This is a genomic window from Cobetia sp. AM6 (assembly GCF_009617955.1).
GTDB lineage: Bacteria > Pseudomonadota > Gammaproteobacteria > Pseudomonadales > Halomonadaceae > Cobetia > Cobetia amphilecti.
In genome coordinates, this window is sequence record NZ_AP021868.1 from 586,706 (window position 1) to 606,725 (window position 20,020).

Consider the following 20,020-nt stretch of genomic DNA (forward strand, 5'->3'; position numbering starts at 1 on the left):
TGTCCGTCTTTCTTGAATGTTCGTCAGTCTTCAATGGATGAGGAGTACGTCATGGATAACAGCATGAAAGCCGCCGTGGTACGTGAATTCGGTGCACCGCTGGTGATCGAGGAGGTCGCGGTACCGCGACCGGGGCGTGGCGAGATTCTGGTCGAGGTCGCCGCCTCCGGGGTCTGTCATACCGACCTGCACGCCGCGCATGGCGACTGGCCGGTGAAACCCAATCCGCCGTTCATTCCCGGCCATGAAGGCGTCGGCACCATCGCGGCGGTGGGCGAGGGCGTCACCCACGTCAAGGAAGGCGACCGTGTCGGGGTGCCCTGGCTCTACTCGGCCTGCGGCCACTGCGAGCATTGCCTGGGCGGCTGGGAGACGCTGTGCGAGAGTCAGCAGAATACCGGCTACTCGGTGAATGGCGGCTTCGCCCAGTTCACGCTGGCGGACGCAGGCTACGTCGGCCGACTGCCGGACAGCGTGGGCTTCGTGGAGATCGCGCCGGTGCTGTGCGCCGGGGTCACGGTCTACAAGGGACTCAAGATGACCGACACCCGCCCCGGCCAGTGGGTGGTGATCTCGGGCATCGGTGGGCTGGGACATATGGCGGTGCAGTATGCGCGCGCCATGGGCCTGAACGTGGCGGCGGTGGATGTGGATGATGCCAAGCTGGAACTGGCCCGCCGTCTGGGCGCGACCGTGACCGTCAATGCCATGAAGGAAGACCCGGCGAGCGTCATCAAGCGCGAGATCGGCGGTGCGCATGGCGCGCTGGTGACGGCGGTGTCGCCCAAGGCCTTCGATCAGGCCCAGAACATGCTGCGCCGTGGCGGTACCCTGGTGCTCAACGGCCTGCCGCCGGGCGATTTCCCGCTGCCGATCTTCTCCACCGTGCTCAATGGCATCACGGTGCGTGGCTCCATCGTCGGCACGCGTCAGGACCTGCAGGAGGCGCTGGACTTCGCCGCGGAAGGCAAGGTCGCTGCCACCGTGCAGACCGGCAAGCTCGAGGACATCAACGACATCTTCGGACGCATGATCGACGGCAAGATCGAGGGGCGCATCGTGCTCGACATGAAGGCCTGAGGCGTTCGCTGGCCTGAATCCTCCCCACCGATGACAAGCCTGCTGGAAGCGGCAGGCTGCCAGACACGACAACGCCAGCCCGAGGGCTGGCGTTGTCGTGTCTGGCTTGGCCGTGCGAGTTGACTCTCACGCGGGCACTGCAAAGAGCTCTCTCTGACGAGCTCGGGCTTCTGCTTACACCGTGCCGAATTTCTCGTTCTCGCCCATGTCCGGGGTGTGGTCCTTGTCGAGGTTGGCGCGCGCCACCTCGTAGAGCTGATAGGCCTTGCTCTCCTTGGCCTTCCAGTGCTCGCCGGATTGCACCGAGATCTCCAGCAGGGTGACGTCGGGGTCATCCTTGCCTTCCGGGAACCAGGCGGCCACGAACGGGTTCCAGAACTTGTCGATCAGGCCCTGATCGCGGTGCAGATTGGCATGACCGCTCAGCGACACGTAGACGCCATCATCCTGATCGGAAAAGCTCAGGCAGACCTCGCTGTCCTTCCTGGCCTCAAACACCTTCTCGGCGCTGGCGCGGGTGAAGAACCACAGGGTGCCGTCGTAGTCATCCTGCACCAGATGCATCGGGCGGGCGTGGGGCATGCCGTCGCCTTGCGTCACCAACATGCCGACCTTCACATCCTTGATCAGCTTCCAGATCTTCTGCTTGTGCTCCGGGCTCGACATCGTGTGTCACTCCTTTGCGTCATGCGAATGAAAATCCGGCTGGCTAGCCGTTGCACAAGACCTTGGAGCGACAGCCCCCAACTTCAAGGGATGATGGTGAAGCTTTCGCTTGATGAGCCAGCACTTGATGAGTCGGCGCTTGATCAATCGGCGCTTGATTCAGGCGCCGAGGTGACTCACTGCGCTGCCGGTGCCTGCCAGGCGTCGCTGCCCCACAGCGGCACGCTGCTCAGTGCATGCTTGAAGCTGCCGCTGGTTTCCTTGGTGCTGTAGGCGATATAGAGCAGGCTCTGGGAGTCGCGATCCAGAATGCGGCGAATCTTGAGGCTCTTGAGCAGCACGCTCTTGGACTTGCGATAGACCTCCTCGCCACTCTTGGAGGTGTCGATGTCGGCGATCATCTCCGCCGTGATCGGGCCGGTCTGGCGGCAGGCGATGCTCATGTCGGAGGGATCGGAGAAGTCGAGGTCCGCCTCGATGTTGCTCAGGTGGCAGGTCACGCCCGGCACCTTGGGATCGATCAGGCTCTCGATCTTGATGTCCTTGGTGGTGAACAGGCCCAGCGAGACATCCCCGACCTCGTTGTCATCACAGCCGGCCAGCAGCAGGCCTGAGGCAATCACACCCAGCAGGGCAGCACGAGGGGAAAGGCGGCGCAGTCGCGTCATGGGGGCATCCTTGAGTCAGTGGTGTCAGGCGATGATAGCGTGTCAGACCCGCAGTGGGCGTCAACCATCGCCCTGGCATCAATGCTTGCCGCGGGCTCAATGCTTGCCGCGGCCTCACTCGCTGGCGAAGGCAGCGAGATTCAGCGTATGTGAGTTGCCCAGCCACATCACGCCCTGGGTGTGATCGAAGAGGTCATCGCCGGTGCCGGCGTGCACGAAGATGTCCAGCGAGCCACGGTTGAGTGCCAGCCACGGAATGATGCGCCCGAATTCCTCAGGCAGGAAGGACAGCTGACAGCTCCACAGCGGGTGCGGGCCGACCGGCTGCTGGTGGAAGCGGCCGACGCGCAGCGTGAAGCGCTGTTCGGCCTGGGCCGCCAGTTCGCGAGCGGCGGCCAGGCTCTGCTCATCGGTGTAGTAGAGGTGGGCGTGGTAGTAGCTGATGTGGTGTGTCATGGCGTTGTCTCGATCGTTCTCAAGGGGCTTCCTGCGCTCGGCCTCAAGGGCCGTGGCGGGAGTTTTCAATGGCTGGCGGCGGTGGTTGCCAAGGCGTGATGGGCCTTGCGGCCATCAGCCCCAGGCCTTGTAGATCAGCTGCACACCCACCAGCGCCATCGCGATGATGATCAGGCGGAAGAACAGCTTCTCGTTGACGCGGGATTGCAGCCACAGGCCGCTTCTGACCCCCGCCCAGGCCACCGGCACCAGCAGCAGCGAGGTGGAGAGGCTGGTGAGGTTGATCTCGCCCAGCGCCACGTAGGGGCCCAGTTTCATCAGGTTCATGCCAGCGAAGATGATCACCGTGGTGGCGATGAAGGTCTCCTTGGGGTGCTGGCGCGGAATCATGTACAGGTTGTAGGGCGGGGCGCCGGCGTGGGCGAAGAAGCTGGTGAAACCGGCGGTGGCCCCGGCAGGAATGGCCAGCCAGCGGGGCAGCGGTTTCCTGGCTGTCGGTTTGAACAGCATATAGGCTGCGAACAGCAGCGAGATGACGCCCAGCAGGCCGCGAATCATGTTCTCGTCCAGCTCATCGAACAGCACCACGCCCACCGCGATGCCGATGGCGGCGCTGGGCAGGATGATGCGCACCTCCGACCACAGCTGTTTGCCCCACCAGGCGCGGGAGCTCAGGAAGTCCATCACCAGCAACAGCGGCAGCAGGATGCCGGCGGCTTCCAGCGGCCCGATGGCCAGCGCCATCAGCGGCACCGAGAGCGAGCCGAAGCCACCGGCGAAGCCGCCCTTGGAGATGCCGGTAAGGTAAGTCGAGAAGATGATCGCGCTCCAGGCCAGCGCAGAGTAATCGGGCAGTGTCAGCAGGGCGTCGAGAGAATCGGTCACGGGCATCTCATGTCGAGAGGGCGGGCAAGGTGAGTCGTGAAGGCCCATTGTTGAACAATTCTGCCCGCGCTTCATCCCGACACGCTGCAATGAAGTCTTTCCCTTGGCGCACCAATGCGCTAAAAGGCGCATGTCGCACAGTGTTTTCTTTCGAGACACTGGGCGAGTAGCCTGATCTGGCGGGCATGTCGCAGTGCCTGCCGCTCGTTGGTCGAACAATCTCTGAGGTGGCGATGTCACGCGCTCCATTTGAAATCAGCGGTACCCGCATCGCGCCGGGAACGCGGGCCCAGGTCGATGTACCTGTCGCCAAGCTCTACACCCATGCGCCGCTGCACATCCCCGTCGAGGTGGTGCATGGCCGTCAGCCCGGCCCGGTGCTGCTGGTGTGCGGTGCCATCCACGGTGACGAGATCAACGGCGTCGAGATCGTGCGGCGGCTGCTCAAGAGTTCCAGCCTCGCGCGGCTGCGCGGCACCCTGATCGCGGTGCCCATCGTCAACGTGTTCGGTTTCGTGCAGCACACGCGCTACCTGCCGGACCGCCGTGATCTCAACCGCTGCTTCCCGGGCAGTGAGAGCGGCTCGCTGGGCTCGCGGGTGGCGGCGCTGTTCCGTGAGCAGATCGCTGATCAGGCCACCCACATCATCGACCTGCACACCGGCGCGATTCATCGCACCAACCTGCCGCAGATCCGCGCCACCATGACGGGCAGTGATGCCACACGTCAGATGGCGGACGCCTTCGGTGCGCCGGTGCTGCTGAATGCCGAGCTGCGCGAGGGCAGTCTGCGCGCCTATGCCAGCGAGCGCGGCGTGCCGGTCATCACCTATGAGGCCGGCGAGGCGCTGCGCTTCGATGAGTGGGCGATTCGCCCCGGCGTCAGCGGCGTGAAGCGCGTGATGCGCTCCATCGGCATGCTGGCCAAGGACCGCGACCGCAAGCCCAGCTCGCGTGCGGTGGAGATGTCCAACGGCTCCAGCTGGGCGCGGGCCTCCATCGATGGCATCGTCCAGAGCCGCGTGGGCCTGGGGGACCGCGTCGAGAAGCATCAGGTGCTGGGCATCGTCGCCGACCCCTTCGGCAACAGCGAAAGCGAGGTGCTGTCACCCGCGGATGGCATCATCATCGGCATGGCCAACCTGCCGCTGGCCAATGAGGGCGAGGCGCTCTACCACGTGGCGCGCTTCCATGCGATCGACGATGCCGAGAGCGCCGTCGACAACTTCCAGCAGCTGTTCGTGCCGGATTCCATCTAGGCGCTTCACGCCCCTTTACTGCCCTGTTGCTGGCAGTGATAACGCAAACGCCCCGCTCATTGAGCGGGGCGTTTGCGTTGCAGCAGTCTGTCGTCTGGTCGACAGCGATAGTCACCGTCACAGAGCACTCAGCCGTGGCTGGTCTGGGTCTCGAGCGGGCCGTCATGACGCGCTTCCGCGCCGTGCATCCAGTCCACCAGCTTGCCGGCGAACACCAGCAACAGCAGGCCGCCGAGCACGCCGGTGATGGCGATGCCGCCGAACACGCTCATGGCACCGGCTTCGCCGACCAGCGAGCCGATCATGCCGGCCAGATAGTTGGCCAGCGCCACGAAGGCGAACCAGGCGCCCATCATCAGCGCGCCCATGCGCACCGGTGACAGCTTGGTAACCATCGACAGCCCCACCGGCGACAGGCACAGCTCGCCGAGAGTGTGGAAGAAGAAGGCGCCGACCAGCCACATCATCGAGGCGCTGCCTGCGGCTTTCTGCTCCAGCACCGCGCCGATCATGCACACGAAGCCGATGCCGAGGGCGATCAGGCCGAAGGCGAACTTGACCGGCGAGCTGGGCTCGCGGTTGTCCATGCGTGTCCACAGACCCGCCAGCAGCGGCGAGAGCAGGATGATGAACAGCGGATTGAGCGACTGGAACCAGGCCGCCGGCACTTCAAAGCCCATCAGCATGCGGTCGGTGTAGTCCTGCGCATACAGCGCCATCAGGCCGCCGCCCTGCTCGAAACCGGCCCAGAACAGGATGGTGAACAGGCCCAGCACCATGATGACCTTGATGCGGTCACGCTCTTCGCGGCTCAGCGGTGTCTTGCGGTTGCTGCTCTTGCTCAGGCGTGCCTCACGCCGGGCGCTGGGTTCGACCCCCAGGTCACCCAGATGGCGCGGCGCGAAGATGAGCTGGATGGCGACCGCCAGCAGCATGCCGATACCGGCCACCAGGAAGCCGGCGTTCCAGCCATAGCCTTCAGCCATGGAGCCCGCGACGATGCCCGACAGCAGCGCACCGATGTTGATGCCCATGTAGAAGATGGTGAAGGCACCATCACGGCGGTGATCGCCCTGTTGATAGAGGTCACCGACCATCGTGGAGATGTTGGGCTTGAACAGGCCGTTACCGACGATCAGCAGGCCGAGACCGACATACAGCAGCATCTCGGGGTCGAGGCCGCTCATGGCCGGCGGCACGGCGAGCACGAATTGCCCGGCCGCCATGATCAGACCCCCGATCAGGATCGCACGGCGGGCGCCCAGCCAGTTGTCGGCCAGCGCTCCGCCGAACATCGGCGTGATGTACACCAGGCCCGTGAAGATGCCGTAAAGCTGCAGGGCATCGCCCTGATTCCAGCCCAGACCGCCACTGGTGACGGCATCGGTGAGATAGAGCACCAGCAGGGCACGCATGGCGTAGTAGGAGAAGCGTTCCCACAGTTCCGTGGAGAACAGCAGATAGAGTCCGGCCGGATGCCCGAACAGCTCACGGCTGTTGGCTCCGGTAGGGGAGTGTGTGGACATGGAACCTCGAAGGAAGTGTCAGCAGAAGCAGCGCAGCCCGGATGACGGGACTGCATGGACCGGCCCACAGGGCTGCAGAGGAGGACTGTGGAGGAATCGCCGATGACGGAGCAGTTGTTTGGCTGACCTCACGCAAGCATGGCGTGACGATGTCGAGACCGGTTGTTGTCCGTATGGTCAGCCATTCTGCGCGAGATGGCTTTGTCAGACAATCAAACGAAAGTCATGCATGTTGTTGGTATTTAAGGGGTTATTAGCTTAGATGGCGACGCAGGGTTGCGTCAGGTGTCATGCCTGCCAGTACAGCACTGACACTTTGCTGACTGCCGAGACGACGACACCCGGCGCGAGGGCCGGGTGTCGAGGGACTGTCTTTTTGAAAGCGCTGCTCTCAAGAGAGGGCAGAAGAGAGAGGGAAGAAGAGGCAGCAGAAGCGGCGCGAGCAGGCCAGCTCGATCAGGCCTGTTCGACCTGTGCCTCAGGGCGGTGCTCCGGCACGCGCGCCATGGCGTCATCGATGACCTCGATGCCCGCGCCCGGCTTGTGGGCGTTCTCGGAGACATGACGGCGGAACTGGCGACCGCCCGGCTGACCCTGGAACAGCCCCAGCAGATGGCGGCTGATGTGGTTGAGGCGCACGCCCTCGGCGAGACGCTTCTCGATGTAGGGGCGGAAGGCACGCAGCGCATCGTGGCGGCTGGTGTGCGGATTCTCGGCCTCGCCGTACAGCTCGCTGTCCACCGTCGCCAGCAACCAGGGGTTGTGGTACGCCTCACGGCCGACCATCACGCTGTCGACATGCTCCAGCTGCTCGTGCAGCTCATCCATCAGCTTCAGGCCGCCGTTGATACCGATATGCAAGGACGGGTGCGCCTGCTTGAGGCGGTGCACGCGGCCGTAGTTCAGCGGCGGCACATCGCGGTTCTCCTTCGGCGACAGGCCCTGCAGCCACGCCTTGCGTGCATGCACGCTGAAGGTGTCGCAGCCGGCATCGGCCACGGTGGTGATGAAGCGCTCGAGATCGGCGTCCTCATCCTGATCATCGATCCCGATGCGACACTTCACCGTCACCGGAATCTTCACCTGCGCCTGCATCGCCGCCACGCACTTGGCCACCAGCTCCGGATGGCCCATCAGACAGGCACCGATCATGTTGTTCTGCACGCGATCGCTCGGGCAGCCGACATTCAGGTTCACCTCGTCATAGCCCCAGCTCTCGGCGATCGCCGCACACTCGGCCAGCGCCTGCGGGTCACTGCCACCCAGCTGCAACGCCAGCGGATGCTCCGTCTCGTCGTGACCGAGGAAGCGCTCGCGGTCCGGATTGAACAGCAATGCCCCGGTGGTCACCATCTCCGTGTACAGCAGCGTACGACGGCTCAACACGCGCGCGAAGGCGCGGTAGTCACGGGTCGTCCATTCCATCATCGGCGCAACGGAAAAGGTGCGGTCAATCGGTGTCATCGGCATGGCAGTCATATCGGCTGGTGTGGGGGCAGGGATCGGAGCATCAGGTGCAGGCGCTGTCGAGACAAGCGGGCGGTGATTCTAGCAGCTTGTGATGCGAAGCGCTGAGTCAGAGGGAGCCGCGAGCCAATGCGCCGCTCATGGCTCAATGCGTGTTGTTGACCTTCAGCGCCTCGATGTCCTGGGCGATGTCTTCGGCGAGCTGGCGAACGGCTTCGCTTTCGCCTTCACGCTGGGCGTAGGCGCGCAGGCCCATGACTTCGGCCTGCAGGCGGCGGCCGAGGCGTTCCGGCTGGTGCGCGGGGCGCTCGGGGTCGATGAGTTCACCGGCGTCGCGGGCGTCCGCGAAGGCCTGGCGGAAGCGGGCTTCCATGTTGGCGAGCAGCGTCTCGACCTTGTCGCGGGCGGCCTGTTCACGCTCGCCGAGTTCCAGCAGGCTCTTGGCCAGCATGCAGGCGCGGGACGGCACTTCGCAGTCGCGCAGTCCGCCGAGCTTGCGGATATAGGTGGCGAGAGCGGTCAATGGCGAGTCGTGGCTGGCCATCAGGCTTTCCATCTCGCGCAGGCTGCGCGCGGAGTAGCAGTCCAGCGCTTCCTGAAAGAGGCCATCCTTGCTGCCGAAGGTGGCGTAGATGCTGCCGGGACGCATGTCGAGCGCGTGCTCGATATCCTTCAGTGAAGTGGCATGAAAGCCCTTCTGCCAGAAGAGATTGAGCGCCCGTTCGAGGGAATCCTGGCGGTTGTGCAAGGTCGCGCGTGGCATGGCTGTCCTGACGATGGGGCTCGCGAGTGACGCCTGTCTTCGCACGGCTTGGCGAAGCGGGCGGTCTGCAAGGAGCAAGGTATTGAGTGAGTACTCAAGTTTAACTTGAATGATCGCTCAAATCCAGCTAGTGTGTTCCCCGACAACGCAGTGTAGCGGATGGTCAGGCGTTATTTTGAGCGTTTGCTCATATCTTGCCCTGCATCCCCAGGGGCGCTGCTCAAGGCTTCATGTCACTGACTGGCAGCCCGCCCCTGAGGCTCCGCGCATCTCGCTCATCATTCCGAAGGAGTCCTCATGACAGATTTCACGCTGTACACCGCCGACAATGCCCCGCAGGACAGCAAGCCGCTGCTCGGCAAGTCCGTCGAAGCCTTCGGCATGGTGCCGGGCCTGCACGCCGTGATGGCCGAAGCCCCGGGCCTGCTGGAAGGCTACCAGGTGCTGCACCAGCTGTTCCTCGACAGCAGCTTCGATGATGAAGAGACCACCGTCGTCTGGCAGACCATCAACGTCGAGCACAACTGCCACTACTGTGTGCCGGCGCATACCGGTATCGCCAAGTCGATGAAAGTGGATGACGCCATCATCGAGGCGCTGCGCAACGAGACGCCGCTGCCGACCGAGCGCCTGGAAGCCCTGCGTACCTTCACGCTGGCCGTGGTGCGTGAGCGTGGCTTCGTCGATGACGCCACCGTGCAGACCTTCCTCGATGCCGGTTATACCAAGCGCAATGTGCTGGAAGTGATTCTGGGCCTGTCCCAGAAGGTGATGAGCAACTACACCAATCACCTGGCCGAGACGCCGATCGACGAGCCGTTCAAGAAGTTCGAGTGGCACAAGCAGGGCTGAAGCTGAGGCGAGAAGGCACGGCAAGTGCCTGACTCTCCAATGCTAATGAAAATATTTCTCATTAGTGTTGACGTCTGAGCCTGCGGGTCATATTCTGGGGTCATCGCTTCCCCGCCATGGGTAGCGGTGTCCCGGCCAGCGGAGTCAGGCCCCTGTCCGGGAGGCTTCTCATCAGACAGTTTTACGGTCCTTGCCAGCGGCTCATCCTACGGGGTGGGCCGCTTTTTTATGCGCAAAAAAAGACGCCTCCTTCGCTTGCACGAGGGAGGCGTCCGGAAGCGCTTCTCGATTCATTCGCTTTCCGTCTGCCAATGACAGGGAGGAAGGCTTGCGAGTCGAGCGGTGCTTCATGCTCACCAGATTTGGATGTCAGGTCCCTGGCAAGCGTCTCATCAGGCCAGTCACGACCTTGATATTCTGGCGCCATGATACGTCAGCCGGTGAGGGGAGGCCAGCGGCGCGTGAGATAAACGCTGACTCAATGTTAATGAAAATATTTCTCATTAGTATTGACGGCGTCTGCTGGAGAGCATAATCTGGATTCATCGCTTCCCGCCATGGAATGCGGTAGCCAGAACAGCGGAGTCAGGCCCCTGTTCGGGTTTCTCCTCATCAAGCTAGTCACGGTCTTAGGGCGACTCTCACGGGTCGCCTTTTTTCGTGTCTGGCCGTCAGACGCTGCTCTGGCGCGCTAGCTCGATCCTCGCTCGATCTCTCGCACGATCACTCGCTCAATCACTCCTGCGGGCGATCTCTCGCACGCGGCCTCGTGCTTGATAACGCCCCGTCGCTCGGCCTCCGCTGGCGCGCCATCTCGTTTAGAATGACGACATCCTATTCCCACGCCGCCAAGGCGCCCGGGTTTCGTTGCCTTTTCAGACGGTTGGCCATTGCGGCCAGTCATTGTCATCAGTCAGTGCACAGGCGCGACCCGCGGGGCTTTTCGAGGAAGTCATCATGATCACACTCTATCGACTGCACGATGATGGCCGCCTGCGCGGCGAACATATCGTGTTGCCCGACCCGCAGCCCGGCCAGCCCGATGCGCCGCCGCGCCTGGCGGACAGCGCTGAAGAAGCGGCTGCCCTGCATGCCGGGTTACTGGCCGATGACGAGCTGGCGCCACCGATACTGGTGCGAAGCGATGTGCTGTGGATCGACCTCTGCGAGCCGGATGAGCAGGAAAAGCGCTGGGTGAGTGAGCAGTTCACGGTGGAACTGCCTGATGTCGAGGAGCTGGAGGAGATCGAGTCGTCGTCGCGCTTCTATCTGGAAGGCGATGGCATCCACGTCGTCTCGCTGTTTCCGCATCGCAAGGGGCGCGAGCCACAGACGGCCAACGTCGCCTTCCATCTGCATGGGCGCCAGCTGATCAGCATGCGCCACGAGGATATCGGCCTGCTGCGGCTGTTCCGCAATCACCTGCGTCGCCAGCGACTGAGCCCGGAGGATGGCTGGGAGGTGCTGCTGGCGCTGCTGGCGATGAAGGTCGATTACCTGGCCGATGAGATCGAGGATATCTACCGGGCGCTGGAGGCGCTGGGCAAGCAGGCGGTGCACCCCGAGGCGCTGGAAGACACCCTGCACGGCATCCTGTTGCAGGAGCGCTACAACGACAAGGTGCGCCAGTCGCTGCTGGACAGTCAGCGCCTGCTGCGTCAGCTGACGCGCCACCTGCCTTCGGCGCCACGCCAGAAGTCGCGACGCCAGGAGATTCGCGACATGCTGCGCGACATCGACTCGCTCAATCCGCACACCACCTTCATCTTCGACAAGGTCAACTTCCTGCTCGATGCCTCGATCGGTTTCACCAACCTCGATCAGAGCCGCATCATCAAGATCTTCTCGGTGGCGGCGGTGGTCTTCATGCCGCCGACCTTGATCGCCAGCATCTACGGCATGAACTTCCACTGGATGCCGGAACTGGACGAGGACTGGGGCTACCCCTTCGCGCTGTGCCTGATGGGCGTGTCGGCGCTCTCGACCTATCTGTTCTTCAAGTGGAAGAAGTGGCTGTAAGTCACTGAAGACAGGCATAAAAAAAGCGCCTGGCGTCGTGAGACGGCCAGGCGCACAAGAAACTTGCATTACAACACTGAAGATCGCCACCGAGGCCCGGGATGGGCCGACAGCGAAACCGCGCGTGGGGGCGTCGCCATGCAGACCAGTCACCGGGAATCGGTGGGATGAGCAGTGCAACTACCTGAGCGCGAACCTGGACGGTCGGGCTGCGCCACGCAGGCCCGGCCGTCGTCGGTCTAGTCCGGAAGCAGGCGGCCGATGCCGCGGCGCGCCTGCTCCCGCATGTTCGTGGCGCACAGTATAGGGTGCCGCGCTTTGGAGAATAAGCGCGTACAATCGAAAACTAGGGTTTCCAATATGGAAACCTGGAAGATTGATGGGGTGTCTGGCCGTGTTCAGGGGGCCATGGCGGTTGCACAGCGAGGGTGAGGGAGACACATGGCGACACTTGATGCACTGCGCGTATTCGTCGAGGTCGTGCGCGCGGCCAGTTTCACGGCGGCGGCACGGCGACTGGGAATTTCCAAGTCGTTGGCATCCAAGCGGGTGGCGGCACTGGAAGAGCAGCTGGGCGTCAGCCTGATCAATCGCTCGACCCGCAAGCTGCATCTCACCGAGGCGGGACGTATCTACTACGAGCACGGCCTGCGCATCCGCGAGGAGCTGGAATCCGCCGAGGCCCGCGTGCAGTCCGTCACCTCGCAGCCGATGGGCCAGCTCAAGGTGTCGGCGCAGGTGTCGTTCGGCTTCATGTATCTGGCCGCGCCGACCACCGCCTTCATGCGCCGCTACCCGGATGTCAGCGTCGAGATTCTGCTCGAGGATCAGCGCTTCGAGCCCATCGATGAGTCGGTGGATCTGGCGATTCGCATGGGGCCGCTGCCGGATTCCTCGATGGTCTCGCGCCCGCTGTGCAAGGTGGTCTATGGCCTGTATGCGGCGCCGGACTATCTGGCGCGCGTCAATGCGCCGCCGGTGCAGCCCCAGGACATCCGTGCCTTCGATACCATCTTCTACGGCAATTACGATCTGGGGGCCCATTGGCGCTTCACGCTCAATGGTCAGCCCTTCGATGTGGAGCCGGAGTCGCGGCTGGTGATCAACAATCTGCTCGGCGTGGTGGAGGCGGCCAAGGCCGGCTTCGGTCTCGCCTATCTGCCGACCTTCTCGGCCCGCGCGGCAGTGGAAAGTGGTGAGCTGGTGCCGCTGCTGCAGCCCTACTGGAACGAGCATGGCTCGATGGTGGTGCTGTTCCGCTCACGCAAGTACTTGCCCGACAAGACCCGCGCCTACCTCGATTTCATCACCGAGTGGTTCCAGGAGCATCTGCAGCTCTGACGTTGCCACTACCGAGAGGGTTACCACTCGATGGCCTGACCGGCCCAGTCGTAGAAGCCGCCGCTGGCGGTGGGCGGGAGTTCAGAGGCGACGCGCAGCAGACGGCGCGCCACGAAGCCCGTGGTGAACAGTTTGCCCTCGGGCACGCGGGCCTGGAAGGGCGTCGAGAGGCCGGTGTCAGTGGTGCCGGGATGCAGCGCGACCAGCAGCGCCTCGGGATTGCGGCGCGCGATCTCGATGGCGGCGGTCTTGAGCAGCATGTTGTGGCTGGCCTTGCTGGCGCGATAGGCATACCAGCCGCCGCTGCGGTTGTCGGAGATCGAGCCGACCCGCGCCGACAGCGAGGCGAAGATCACCGGCGTGCGTCGGCGCAGACGTGGCGCCAGCATTCCCAGCAGCAGGGCCGGAGCGAAGGCGTTGACCTGGTGCAGACGCGTCAGGGCCGCCAGACTCAAGTCTTCCAGACGCTTCTCCGGCCATAGCTGCTCGCGCTCGTCATGCAACAGGCCCAGCGCGTTGAGTATCAGCGCCGGTGGCTGTCCCGTCTCGCTCTCGCCATCCAGTTGCTGTGCCAGCCACTCCTCGAGGCGCGCGGTGCCTTGCTCGGTGGTCAGGTCGGCTTCCAGCGTCTCGAGCTCGGGATGTGCCGGAAGGCACGAGACATCGCGACTCACCGCCAGCACTTTTCCACAGTGGGGATGGGCGAGCAGCTCAGCGATCAGCGCCCGCCCGATCCCGCCGCTGGCACCGGTGACCAGTGCGCAGAAGCCCTGTGGCAGGCGCGCGAAGGTGTCCGCCGCCAATGGCTGATCTTCCAGTCTGCTATCTGCCATGCATGTCTCCCTCCGTAGTGGCCGAATGTGACTGTCGTCAGGCAGTGCGCTCCATCAGCCTGGCGAGACGGGAATCGCTGCTGAGCGTGGTCGGGGTGGCGTCTTCCTGCAGGCGGCCCGCTTCCAGCAGCGCCAGGCGCGCAAAGCGCTCCAGCCCCAGCGGCTGGTGGGTGATCATGATCAGGCTGCGGCCCTCGCAGGCGGCGAGAATCGCGCTCATCACCTGCTCGGCGCTGGTGCGGTCCAGTCCTTCGCAGGGCTCATCGAGCAGCACGATCGGTGCCGGTGACAGCAGCGCACGCGCCACGCCGAAGCGGCGCAGCTGGCCACCGGACAATGAACGCCCCCCTTCATCCGGGAAGCCGGCCAGTCCCTGTGGCTGGCGGGCCAGCCAGTCGCCGAGGCCAAGGCTTTCCAGCATGCGCGTCAGTGCCTCATCGCTGGCCTCGGGAGCGGCCAGACGCAGGTTGTCGGCGTAGCTGGCACAGAACAGATGCGTGTCCTGCGGGCAGACCGCGAAGCTTGCGCGCAGCGTGGCCTCATCGAGTGATTCCAGCGCCACGCCGCCCAGCGTGATGTGTCCGGCGCTGGGAATATGGAAGCGACTGAGCACGTCCAGCAGGGTGCTCTTGCCGCTGCCGGACGGGCCGAGCAGTGCCAGATGCTCGCCTGCGGCCAGCGTCAGGGAAAGCTCTTCAAGCACCGGCGTGTCGCCGTGGGTGACGCTCAACTGCTCGATCTCCAATGCATGACCCACCGGCGTGGCAGCCTCGCAGTCACTGGGGAACTGGGCCGCCGGCGTATTGGCCTGCACGCTGTTGAGACGCGCGGCCGCCGACAGACAGCGACCGAGCCCCTGCCAGGCCAGCGGCAGTGGTGCCAGCGCCTCGAAGGCGCCGAGCACGGCCAACAGGAACAGCGCCAGCAGGCGACCATCGAGCAGCTCGCCAGAAAGCATCGTCATGTCGTTGTTCGCATATGGCGCCATCTGCATGACGCCGAGTAGCGCCACGCCGGCCAGTGTCAGCCCCAGCAGACTGTGGCTCAGCCAGCTGGCCAGTGCCTGACGGCGTGCCTGGGCGCGCTCGATGCGGTCCCGCTCGGCCTGTTGCTCGGCCAGGCGCTCAAGCTCTTCATTCCAGCGACCATAGATCACCAGCTCTCCCAGTCCCTGCAGGCGCTCCAGCAGGCGCGCGCGCAGGCGGCTGGCCGAGGACTGATGCCGTATGGCGTCACGGCTGCCACGCCACCAGGCCAGCCACGGCACCAGTCCGCCGGTCAGCACCAGTCCGATCACCGCCACCAGCGCCAGTGTCGGCGCGAAGATGCCGATCAGCGTGCCGGCGGCGAGGATGGCGCAGATCGCCACCAGCGAGGGAATCAATACGCGCACGTAGAGGCTGTCGAGGGCGTCGACATCCGCGCCCAAGCGGGTCATCAGCTCTCCCTGGCCGGCCTGCTGCAGGGCGGCGGGGGAGAGTGGCTCGATGGCCTCGAACAGGCGACGGCGCAGGCTCGCCAGCAGACGCAGCGTGCCTTCGTGGGTGGTGACGCGCTCGCCATAGCGCCCGGCGGTGCGTGCCAGTGCCAGCCCGCGCACGCCTGCCGCCGGGGTGAAGAAGTTGAAGGCCTGGGTGGCGGCGACGCTCAAGCCGGCCACGGCGGTGGCGGAGAGGAACCAGCCCGACAGCGCCAGCAGACCAGTGGCGGCCAGCAGGGTGATCAGCGCCAGCAGCGCGCCGATGCCCAGCCAGCCGCGATGCTCGCGCATCAAGGCCAGATAGGGCGCCAGTTCGCGTAGACGCGGGCGCTGTTCGGCGTGCGACTCGGCCAGTGCTGGCTCACTGGCCGTGACAGCTGCGGGCGTATCAGGCGCAGACGTACCAGACGCAGACGTGACAGCTGCGGGCGTGTCAGGTGCGGGCTTGCGGATGGCGCGGCTCATGCGTCACCTCGCGGCGTCGGGAGGGGGAGCGGGCGGTCCTGCACCAGCTGGCCATCGTCCAGGTGGATCAGGCGCTGGCACAGCGTCAGCAGCTCTGGTCGGTGGGTCAGCAGCAGCAGGGTGCGGCCCTCGCCGAGACGCTTGAGCGCGGCGATCACGCGCGCTTCGCTGTCGGCGTCCAGGCTGGCGGTGGGTTCATCCAGCAGCACCAGTGGCGCGTCATGCAAGAAGGCGCGGGCCAGTGACAGGCGGCGTGCCTGACCGCCGGACAGCGCCTGACCGCCCTCGCCAAGGCGCGTCTCGAGCCCGCGCGGCAGGTGCTGGTACCAGTCAAGCAGGTCGGCATTGTCCAGCGCCGCTTCGAGCTGGGCGTCGCTGGCGTGAGGCCTGGCCAGACGCAGGTTGTCGGCCAGCGTGCCGGACAGGACCACCGTCTCCTGACCGACCCAGGTCGCCATGCCCGGCGGCAGGCCGTGGCTCAGCGGATGGCCATTGAGATACAGCAGGCCGTCGCTGGCCTCGACGAAGCCGAGCAGCAGATTGAGCAGCGTCGACTTGCCGGAACCGGAGGCACCGGTCAGCGCGACACGCTCGCCCTGGGTGATCCGCAGGGTCAGCGGGCCGAGCGCCGGCGGAGTCAGTGTGCTGGTCTGACGGTTCCACTGATTGGGGTAGCGCACACAGACCTCTTCCAGCATCAGCGAGTGCAACTTGCGGGTCTGAGGGCGCGCCGCGGGCAGGTCGCTGTTGGCATTGTGCGTCTTTGTGGCAGCCTCGGCCTCTTGCGTGAAGGGGGCACTGCCGATGATGGGGGCGAGATCACTGGCGGCAGCCTCGGCCTCGGCCTTGGCGTGATAGTGCACGCCCAGCTCGCGCAGCGGCTGATAGAACTCGGGCGCCAGCACCAGAATGAAGAGTGCGGTCTGCAGGGTCAGCGGTGAGTCGCCCCAGGTGCCGAATTGCAGATGGCCGAGGAAATGGAAGCCGAGGTAGACCGCCAGCAGCGCGATGGACACCGCGGTGAAGAATTCCAGCACCGTGGAGGACAGGAAGGCCAGGCGCAGCACGCGCATGGTGCGTTTGCGAAAGGCATGGCTGACCGCCTCGACCTGGGGGCCGCGTCTGGCACTGCCGAACAGCTTCAGGGTCTTGAGGCCGGTGAGCAGGTCCATGAAGTGACGGCCCATGCGGTCCATCTCCCGGAACTGCTCCTGCGAGCGCTTGCGCGCCGCGATGCCGACCAGAATCATGAAGATCGGCACCAGCGGTGCGGTGGTGGCCAGAATCAGGCCGGCCGCCCAGTTGAGCGGAAACACCACGCACAGCAGCATCAGCGGAATCAGCCCCGCGAGGCGTGTCTGTGGGCGGAAGTCGGCGTAGTAGCCGTGCAGTGACTCGACCTGGTCCCAGACGCGGTTGGCGAGACTGGCACGATGCTGGCGACGCACCCACAGCGGGCCGAGTTCGGCGAAGCGCTGCAACAGTCGCTCGCGCAGGCGACGGCGGATCTGCTGACTGGCGCGGGTGCCGGCATAGCCACGCAGGCCAGTGAGCGCGCCGCGCAGCGAAAGACTGGCGGCGAGCACCGCGATGGCCGGCCACAGTGTCGTCAGGCCTTCGCGGTCGATCGCCACGCCCTGGGCCAGACGGGCGATGGCCCAGGCCTGCGCCAGCAGTACAAGTGTCGAGAGCAGGGCGCACAGAATGGCGAGCTGGGGCCAGCGGCCACCGGCACGTGCCAGTGTCTCCAGCCAGCGGCGTGGCACGAATTCTGCCGATGCAGTGGCATCGGTGGGGGAGGGTGAAACATCGGGTGCAGCGGCAGTTCGGGGCATTCATGCTCCTGCCGGTGGTGGCAGAGATAGTTGCAGGGAGGCGCTGGCGTCACGTCTCAAGGCAGAGAATGACGCATCTGGCGCAAGCTTACCGCCGAGATAGCGTTGGTACACGGTGACGCACTGTCGCACATCTTCACCTTGCGTATAATATGCCCCAGCACTTGCTGCTGAAACAGCAGCGTGATTTCACGCCCCGGCAGTCAGTCATTGCCGAGACGCTTGTTGCCCTCTCTTCTCGAACTACTGGACTCCACATGACCGTTCGTACGCGCATCGCACCGTCGCCGACTGGTGATCCCCACGTCGGCACCGCCTACATCGCCCTGTTCAACCAGTGCTTCGCTCGTCAGCACGGTGGCGAGTTCATTCTGCGTATCGAGGATACCGATCAGACGCGTTCCACCGGCGAATCCGAGCAGATGATCCTCGACTCGCTGCGCTGGCTGGGCATCGAATGGGCCGAAGGCCCGGATGTCGGCGGTCCGCACGGCCCGTACCGTCAGAGTGAGCGTGGCGACATCTACGCCAGACACTGCCAGCAGCTGATCGATGCCGGCCATGCCTTCAAGTGCTATCGCACCAGTGAAGAGCTGGACGAGCTGCGCGAGTCGCGCAAGGCCGAAGGTCTGCACATGGCGCTCAAGCCGTCCGATCTCGCGCTGCCGGCAGAAGAAGTGGCACGTCGTGAAGCGGCGGGCGCGCCCTTCGTCATCCGCATGAACGTGCCGGAAAGCGGCACCTGTGTGGTCAAGGACATGCTGCGTGGCGAGATCGAGGTCGAGTGGGCCCAGGTCGATGCGCAGATCCTGCTCAAGTCCGACGGCATGCCGACCTACCACCTGGCCAACGTGGTGGATGATCACCTGATGGAGATCACCCACGTGCTGCGTGGCGAGGAGTGGATCAACTCGGCGCCCAAGCATCAGCTGCTGTATGAATACTTCGGCTGGCAGATGCCGGAACTGTGCCACATGCCGCTGCTGCGCAACCCGGACAAGACCAAGCTGTCCAAGCGCAAGAACCCGACCTCGATCCTCTACTACCGTCGCATGGGATACCTGCCGGCGGCGGTGATCAACTATCTCGGTCGTCTCGGCTGGTCCATGCCGGACGAGCGCGAGAAGTTCACCCTGAGCGAGATGCAGGAGCACTTCGATATCCAGCGTGTCTCGCTGGGTGGCCCGGTGTTCGATGTCGAGAAGCTCAGCTGGCTGAACGGTCTCTACATCCGCGATCTGTCCGAGGACGAGCTGCTGAGCGAGCTGCGTCAGTGGGCCTTCAACGAGTCCTACGTCAAGCAGATCCTGCCGGAAGTGAAGCCGCGCATCGAGACGCTGTCCGAGGCGATTCCGCTGGCCGGCCACTTCTTCTCCGGTCTGCCGGCCATCACGCCGGACGACTTCGCCAAGGCGAAGCTGGAAGGCGAAGACCTGGTGCGTCAGATGCAGTTCCTGACCTGGAAGCTTGAAGCCGTGAGCCGCTGGGACAAGGAGCATCTGCTGGCGGAAGTGAAGCTGCTCTCCGAGCACTTCGGGCTCAAGATGAAGGACTTCCTGGCACCGGTATTCGTGGCGGTGACCGGCTCGGCGACCTCTACCTCGGTGATGGATGCGATGGTCATTCTGGGCTCCGACATGACGCGCGCGCGTCTGCGTCACGCCGTGGCCGTGCTGGGTGGCGTCTCCAAGAAGGCTGCCAAGCGCTTCGAGAAGGAATATCGCGACCTGTAAGAATATCGTGACCTGCAAGAATATCGCGACCTGCAAGGGTGTCTGCGATGTGCAGATGATGGCCCCCGTGACGTATGTCGTCATGGGGGCCATGTCTTGCAGCAGGGCGCTGAACAGCGCTTTCAGTGCTGATCAGCAGCACGATGAGAATTGTGTGAAAAAGAAGTTGACGACCCCGAGGGTTATCAGTAAGATACGCCTCGTTCTTGAGAGACGGGGCCTTAGCTCAGCTGGGAGAGCGCAACACTGGCAGTGTTGAGGTCAGCGGTTCGATCCCGCTAGGCTCCACCAAGTTTCTCAAGCGACTGCGTCCCATTCGTCTAGTGGTCCAGGACACCGCCCTTTCACGGCGGTAACAGGGGTTCGAACCCCCTATGGGACGCCACTCTTCAGACATCTCGAGTCACCTTCCAGGTCTCGTGAAGTCAACAAAAAAGCACACCTTGCGGGGTGTGTTTTTTTTGTCCCTGATTCTGGCTTATGCACAGCCTGTGTGTCGGCAGAAAAGCATGTTATCCCCAAGTCGCCCTTGACAGACCCCGGGTCTTGTCCACTGTTCGCGCGCTGTCACATCTCCCCCTGCATCTCTTCCCAAAGTGCGGCCCCTGCGGCTGGCGCTTACGTCGTGTTACGAAAAATTTCTTTTATATCAATGGTTTATGCGCTGGTTAAATTTTGTGCAATCTGTTGGT

16 protein-coding genes and 2 tRNA genes are annotated in these 20,020 nt (G+C 64.1%); 8 read left to right on the forward strand and 10 right to left on the reverse strand.

The window, feature by feature from the left end:
* The first annotated feature begins 51 nt into the window (after nucleotides 1-51).
* Nucleotides 52-1,080, forward strand: a complete 1,029-nt coding sequence (gene adhP / locus CLAM6_RS02550) for an alcohol dehydrogenase AdhP (RefSeq protein WP_172978611.1) — start codon at nucleotides 52-54, stop codon at nucleotides 1,078-1,080.
* A gap of 174 nt (nucleotides 1,081-1,254) precedes the next feature.
* Here adhP and CLAM6_RS02555 read toward each other — a convergent pair whose 3' ends face one another.
* From CLAM6_RS02555 to CLAM6_RS02570, 4 genes are all read right to left on the reverse strand, one after another.
* Nucleotides 1,255-1,746 carry a pyridoxamine 5'-phosphate oxidase family protein gene (locus CLAM6_RS02555; RefSeq protein WP_043333119.1) on the reverse strand — a complete coding sequence of 164 codons (492 nt, stop codon included), beginning with the start codon at nucleotides 1,744-1,746 and terminating at the stop codon, nucleotides 1,255-1,257.
* 176 nt (nucleotides 1,747-1,922) lie between these two features.
* Nucleotides 1,923-2,414 (reverse strand): CreA family protein, encoded by a 492-nt coding sequence (locus CLAM6_RS02560; RefSeq protein ID WP_043333118.1) that lies wholly within the window; start codon nucleotides 2,412-2,414, stop codon nucleotides 1,923-1,925.
* Between the two features lie 114 nt (nucleotides 2,415-2,528).
* Complete coding sequence (locus CLAM6_RS02565) at nucleotides 2,529-2,870, reverse strand: DOPA 4,5-dioxygenase family protein (RefSeq protein WP_043333117.1); 342 nt, start codon at nucleotides 2,868-2,870, stop codon at nucleotides 2,529-2,531.
* A gap of 114 nt (nucleotides 2,871-2,984) precedes the next feature.
* Nucleotides 2,985-3,755 (reverse strand): sulfite exporter TauE/SafE family protein, encoded by a 771-nt coding sequence (locus CLAM6_RS02570; RefSeq protein WP_234368262.1) that lies wholly within the window; start codon nucleotides 3,753-3,755, stop codon nucleotides 2,985-2,987.
* Nucleotides 3,756-3,988: 233 nt separating this feature from the next.
* On the opposite strand from CLAM6_RS02570, the gene CLAM6_RS02575 reads away from it, so the two are divergent.
* Nucleotides 3,989-5,014 (forward strand): succinylglutamate desuccinylase/aspartoacylase family protein, encoded by a 1,026-nt coding sequence (locus tag CLAM6_RS02575; protein WP_043333116.1) that lies wholly within the window; start codon nucleotides 3,989-3,991, stop codon nucleotides 5,012-5,014.
* A 128-nt stretch (nucleotides 5,015-5,142) separates the two neighbouring features.
* On the opposite strand, the gene CLAM6_RS02580 is transcribed toward CLAM6_RS02575, so the two are convergent.
* The 3 genes from CLAM6_RS02580 to CLAM6_RS02590 form a co-directional block, all read right to left on the reverse strand.
* A complete protein-coding gene (locus tag CLAM6_RS02580) occupies nucleotides 5,143-6,540 on the reverse strand; it encodes a peptide MFS transporter (protein WP_052384465.1) in 1,398 nt (465 codons plus the stop codon).
* Nucleotides 6,541-6,996: 456 nt separating this feature from the next.
* Nucleotides 6,997-8,004: a tRNA dihydrouridine(20/20a) synthase DusA gene (gene dusA / locus CLAM6_RS02585; protein ID WP_052384479.1), complete on the reverse strand. Its 1,008-nt coding sequence runs from the start codon at nucleotides 8,002-8,004 to the stop codon at nucleotides 6,997-6,999.
* A gap of 148 nt (nucleotides 8,005-8,152) precedes the next feature.
* Entirely contained in the window at nucleotides 8,153-8,770 is a 618-nt protein-coding gene (locus CLAM6_RS02590) for a TetR/AcrR family transcriptional regulator (RefSeq protein WP_043333114.1), read from the reverse strand.
* 297 nt (nucleotides 8,771-9,067) lie between these two features.
* Between CLAM6_RS02590 and CLAM6_RS02595 the strand changes: the two genes are divergently transcribed.
* The 3 genes from CLAM6_RS02595 (at nucleotide 9,068) to CLAM6_RS02605 (ending at nucleotide 12,982) form a co-directional block, all read left to right on the forward strand.
* The gene (locus CLAM6_RS02595) at nucleotides 9,068-9,622 is read left to right on the forward strand and encodes a carboxymuconolactone decarboxylase family protein (RefSeq protein WP_043333113.1); all 555 of its coding nucleotides are present in this window, start codon (nucleotides 9,068-9,070) and stop codon (nucleotides 9,620-9,622) included.
* A gap of 957 nt (nucleotides 9,623-10,579) precedes the next feature.
* On the forward strand, nucleotides 10,580-11,641 hold the full coding sequence (corA, locus tag CLAM6_RS02600) for a magnesium/cobalt transporter CorA (RefSeq protein ID WP_084589333.1): 1,062 nt from the start codon (nucleotides 10,580-10,582) through the stop codon (nucleotides 11,639-11,641).
* A 441-nt stretch (nucleotides 11,642-12,082) separates the two neighbouring features.
* Complete coding sequence (locus CLAM6_RS02605) at nucleotides 12,083-12,982, forward strand: LysR family transcriptional regulator (protein WP_043333112.1); 900 nt, start codon at nucleotides 12,083-12,085, stop codon at nucleotides 12,980-12,982.
* Between the two features lie 20 nt (nucleotides 12,983-13,002).
* Here CLAM6_RS02605 and CLAM6_RS02610 read toward each other — a convergent pair whose 3' ends face one another.
* Genes CLAM6_RS02610 through cydD form a run of 3 tightly spaced genes read right to left on the reverse strand, consistent with a single transcriptional unit; the run spans nucleotide 13,003 to nucleotide 17,595 of the window.
* Entirely contained in the window at nucleotides 13,003-13,815 is an 813-nt protein-coding gene (locus tag CLAM6_RS02610; RefSeq protein ID WP_052384464.1) for an SDR family NAD(P)-dependent oxidoreductase, read from the reverse strand.
* 37 nt (nucleotides 13,816-13,852) lie between these two features.
* Complete coding sequence (gene cydC, locus CLAM6_RS02615) at nucleotides 13,853-15,760, reverse strand: thiol reductant ABC exporter subunit CydC (protein ID WP_052384463.1); 1,908 nt, start codon at nucleotides 15,758-15,760, stop codon at nucleotides 13,853-13,855.
* The gene (cydD, locus tag CLAM6_RS02620) at nucleotides 15,757-17,595 is read right to left on the reverse strand and encodes a thiol reductant ABC exporter subunit CydD (RefSeq protein WP_052384462.1); all 1,839 of its coding nucleotides are present in this window, start codon (nucleotides 17,593-17,595) and stop codon (nucleotides 15,757-15,759) included. The genes cydC and cydD overlap by 4 nt, the downstream gene beginning before the upstream one ends.
* Before the next feature lie 257 nt (nucleotides 17,596-17,852).
* On the opposite strand from cydD, the gene gltX reads away from it, so the two are divergent.
* From gltX to CLAM6_RS02635, 3 genes are all read left to right on the forward strand, one after another.
* Nucleotides 17,853-19,328, forward strand: coding sequence for a glutamate--tRNA ligase (gene gltX, locus CLAM6_RS02625; protein ID WP_043333111.1), 1,476 nt, complete (start codon nucleotides 17,853-17,855; stop codon nucleotides 19,326-19,328).
* Nucleotides 19,329-19,543: 215 nt separating this feature from the next.
* Nucleotides 19,544-19,619: transfer RNA gene (locus CLAM6_RS02630), tRNA-Ala, on the forward strand.
* 18 nt (nucleotides 19,620-19,637) lie between these two features.
* A tRNA-Glu gene (locus CLAM6_RS02635) sits at nucleotides 19,638-19,713 on the forward strand.
* The last annotated feature ends 307 nt before the right edge of the window (nucleotides 19,714-20,020 follow it).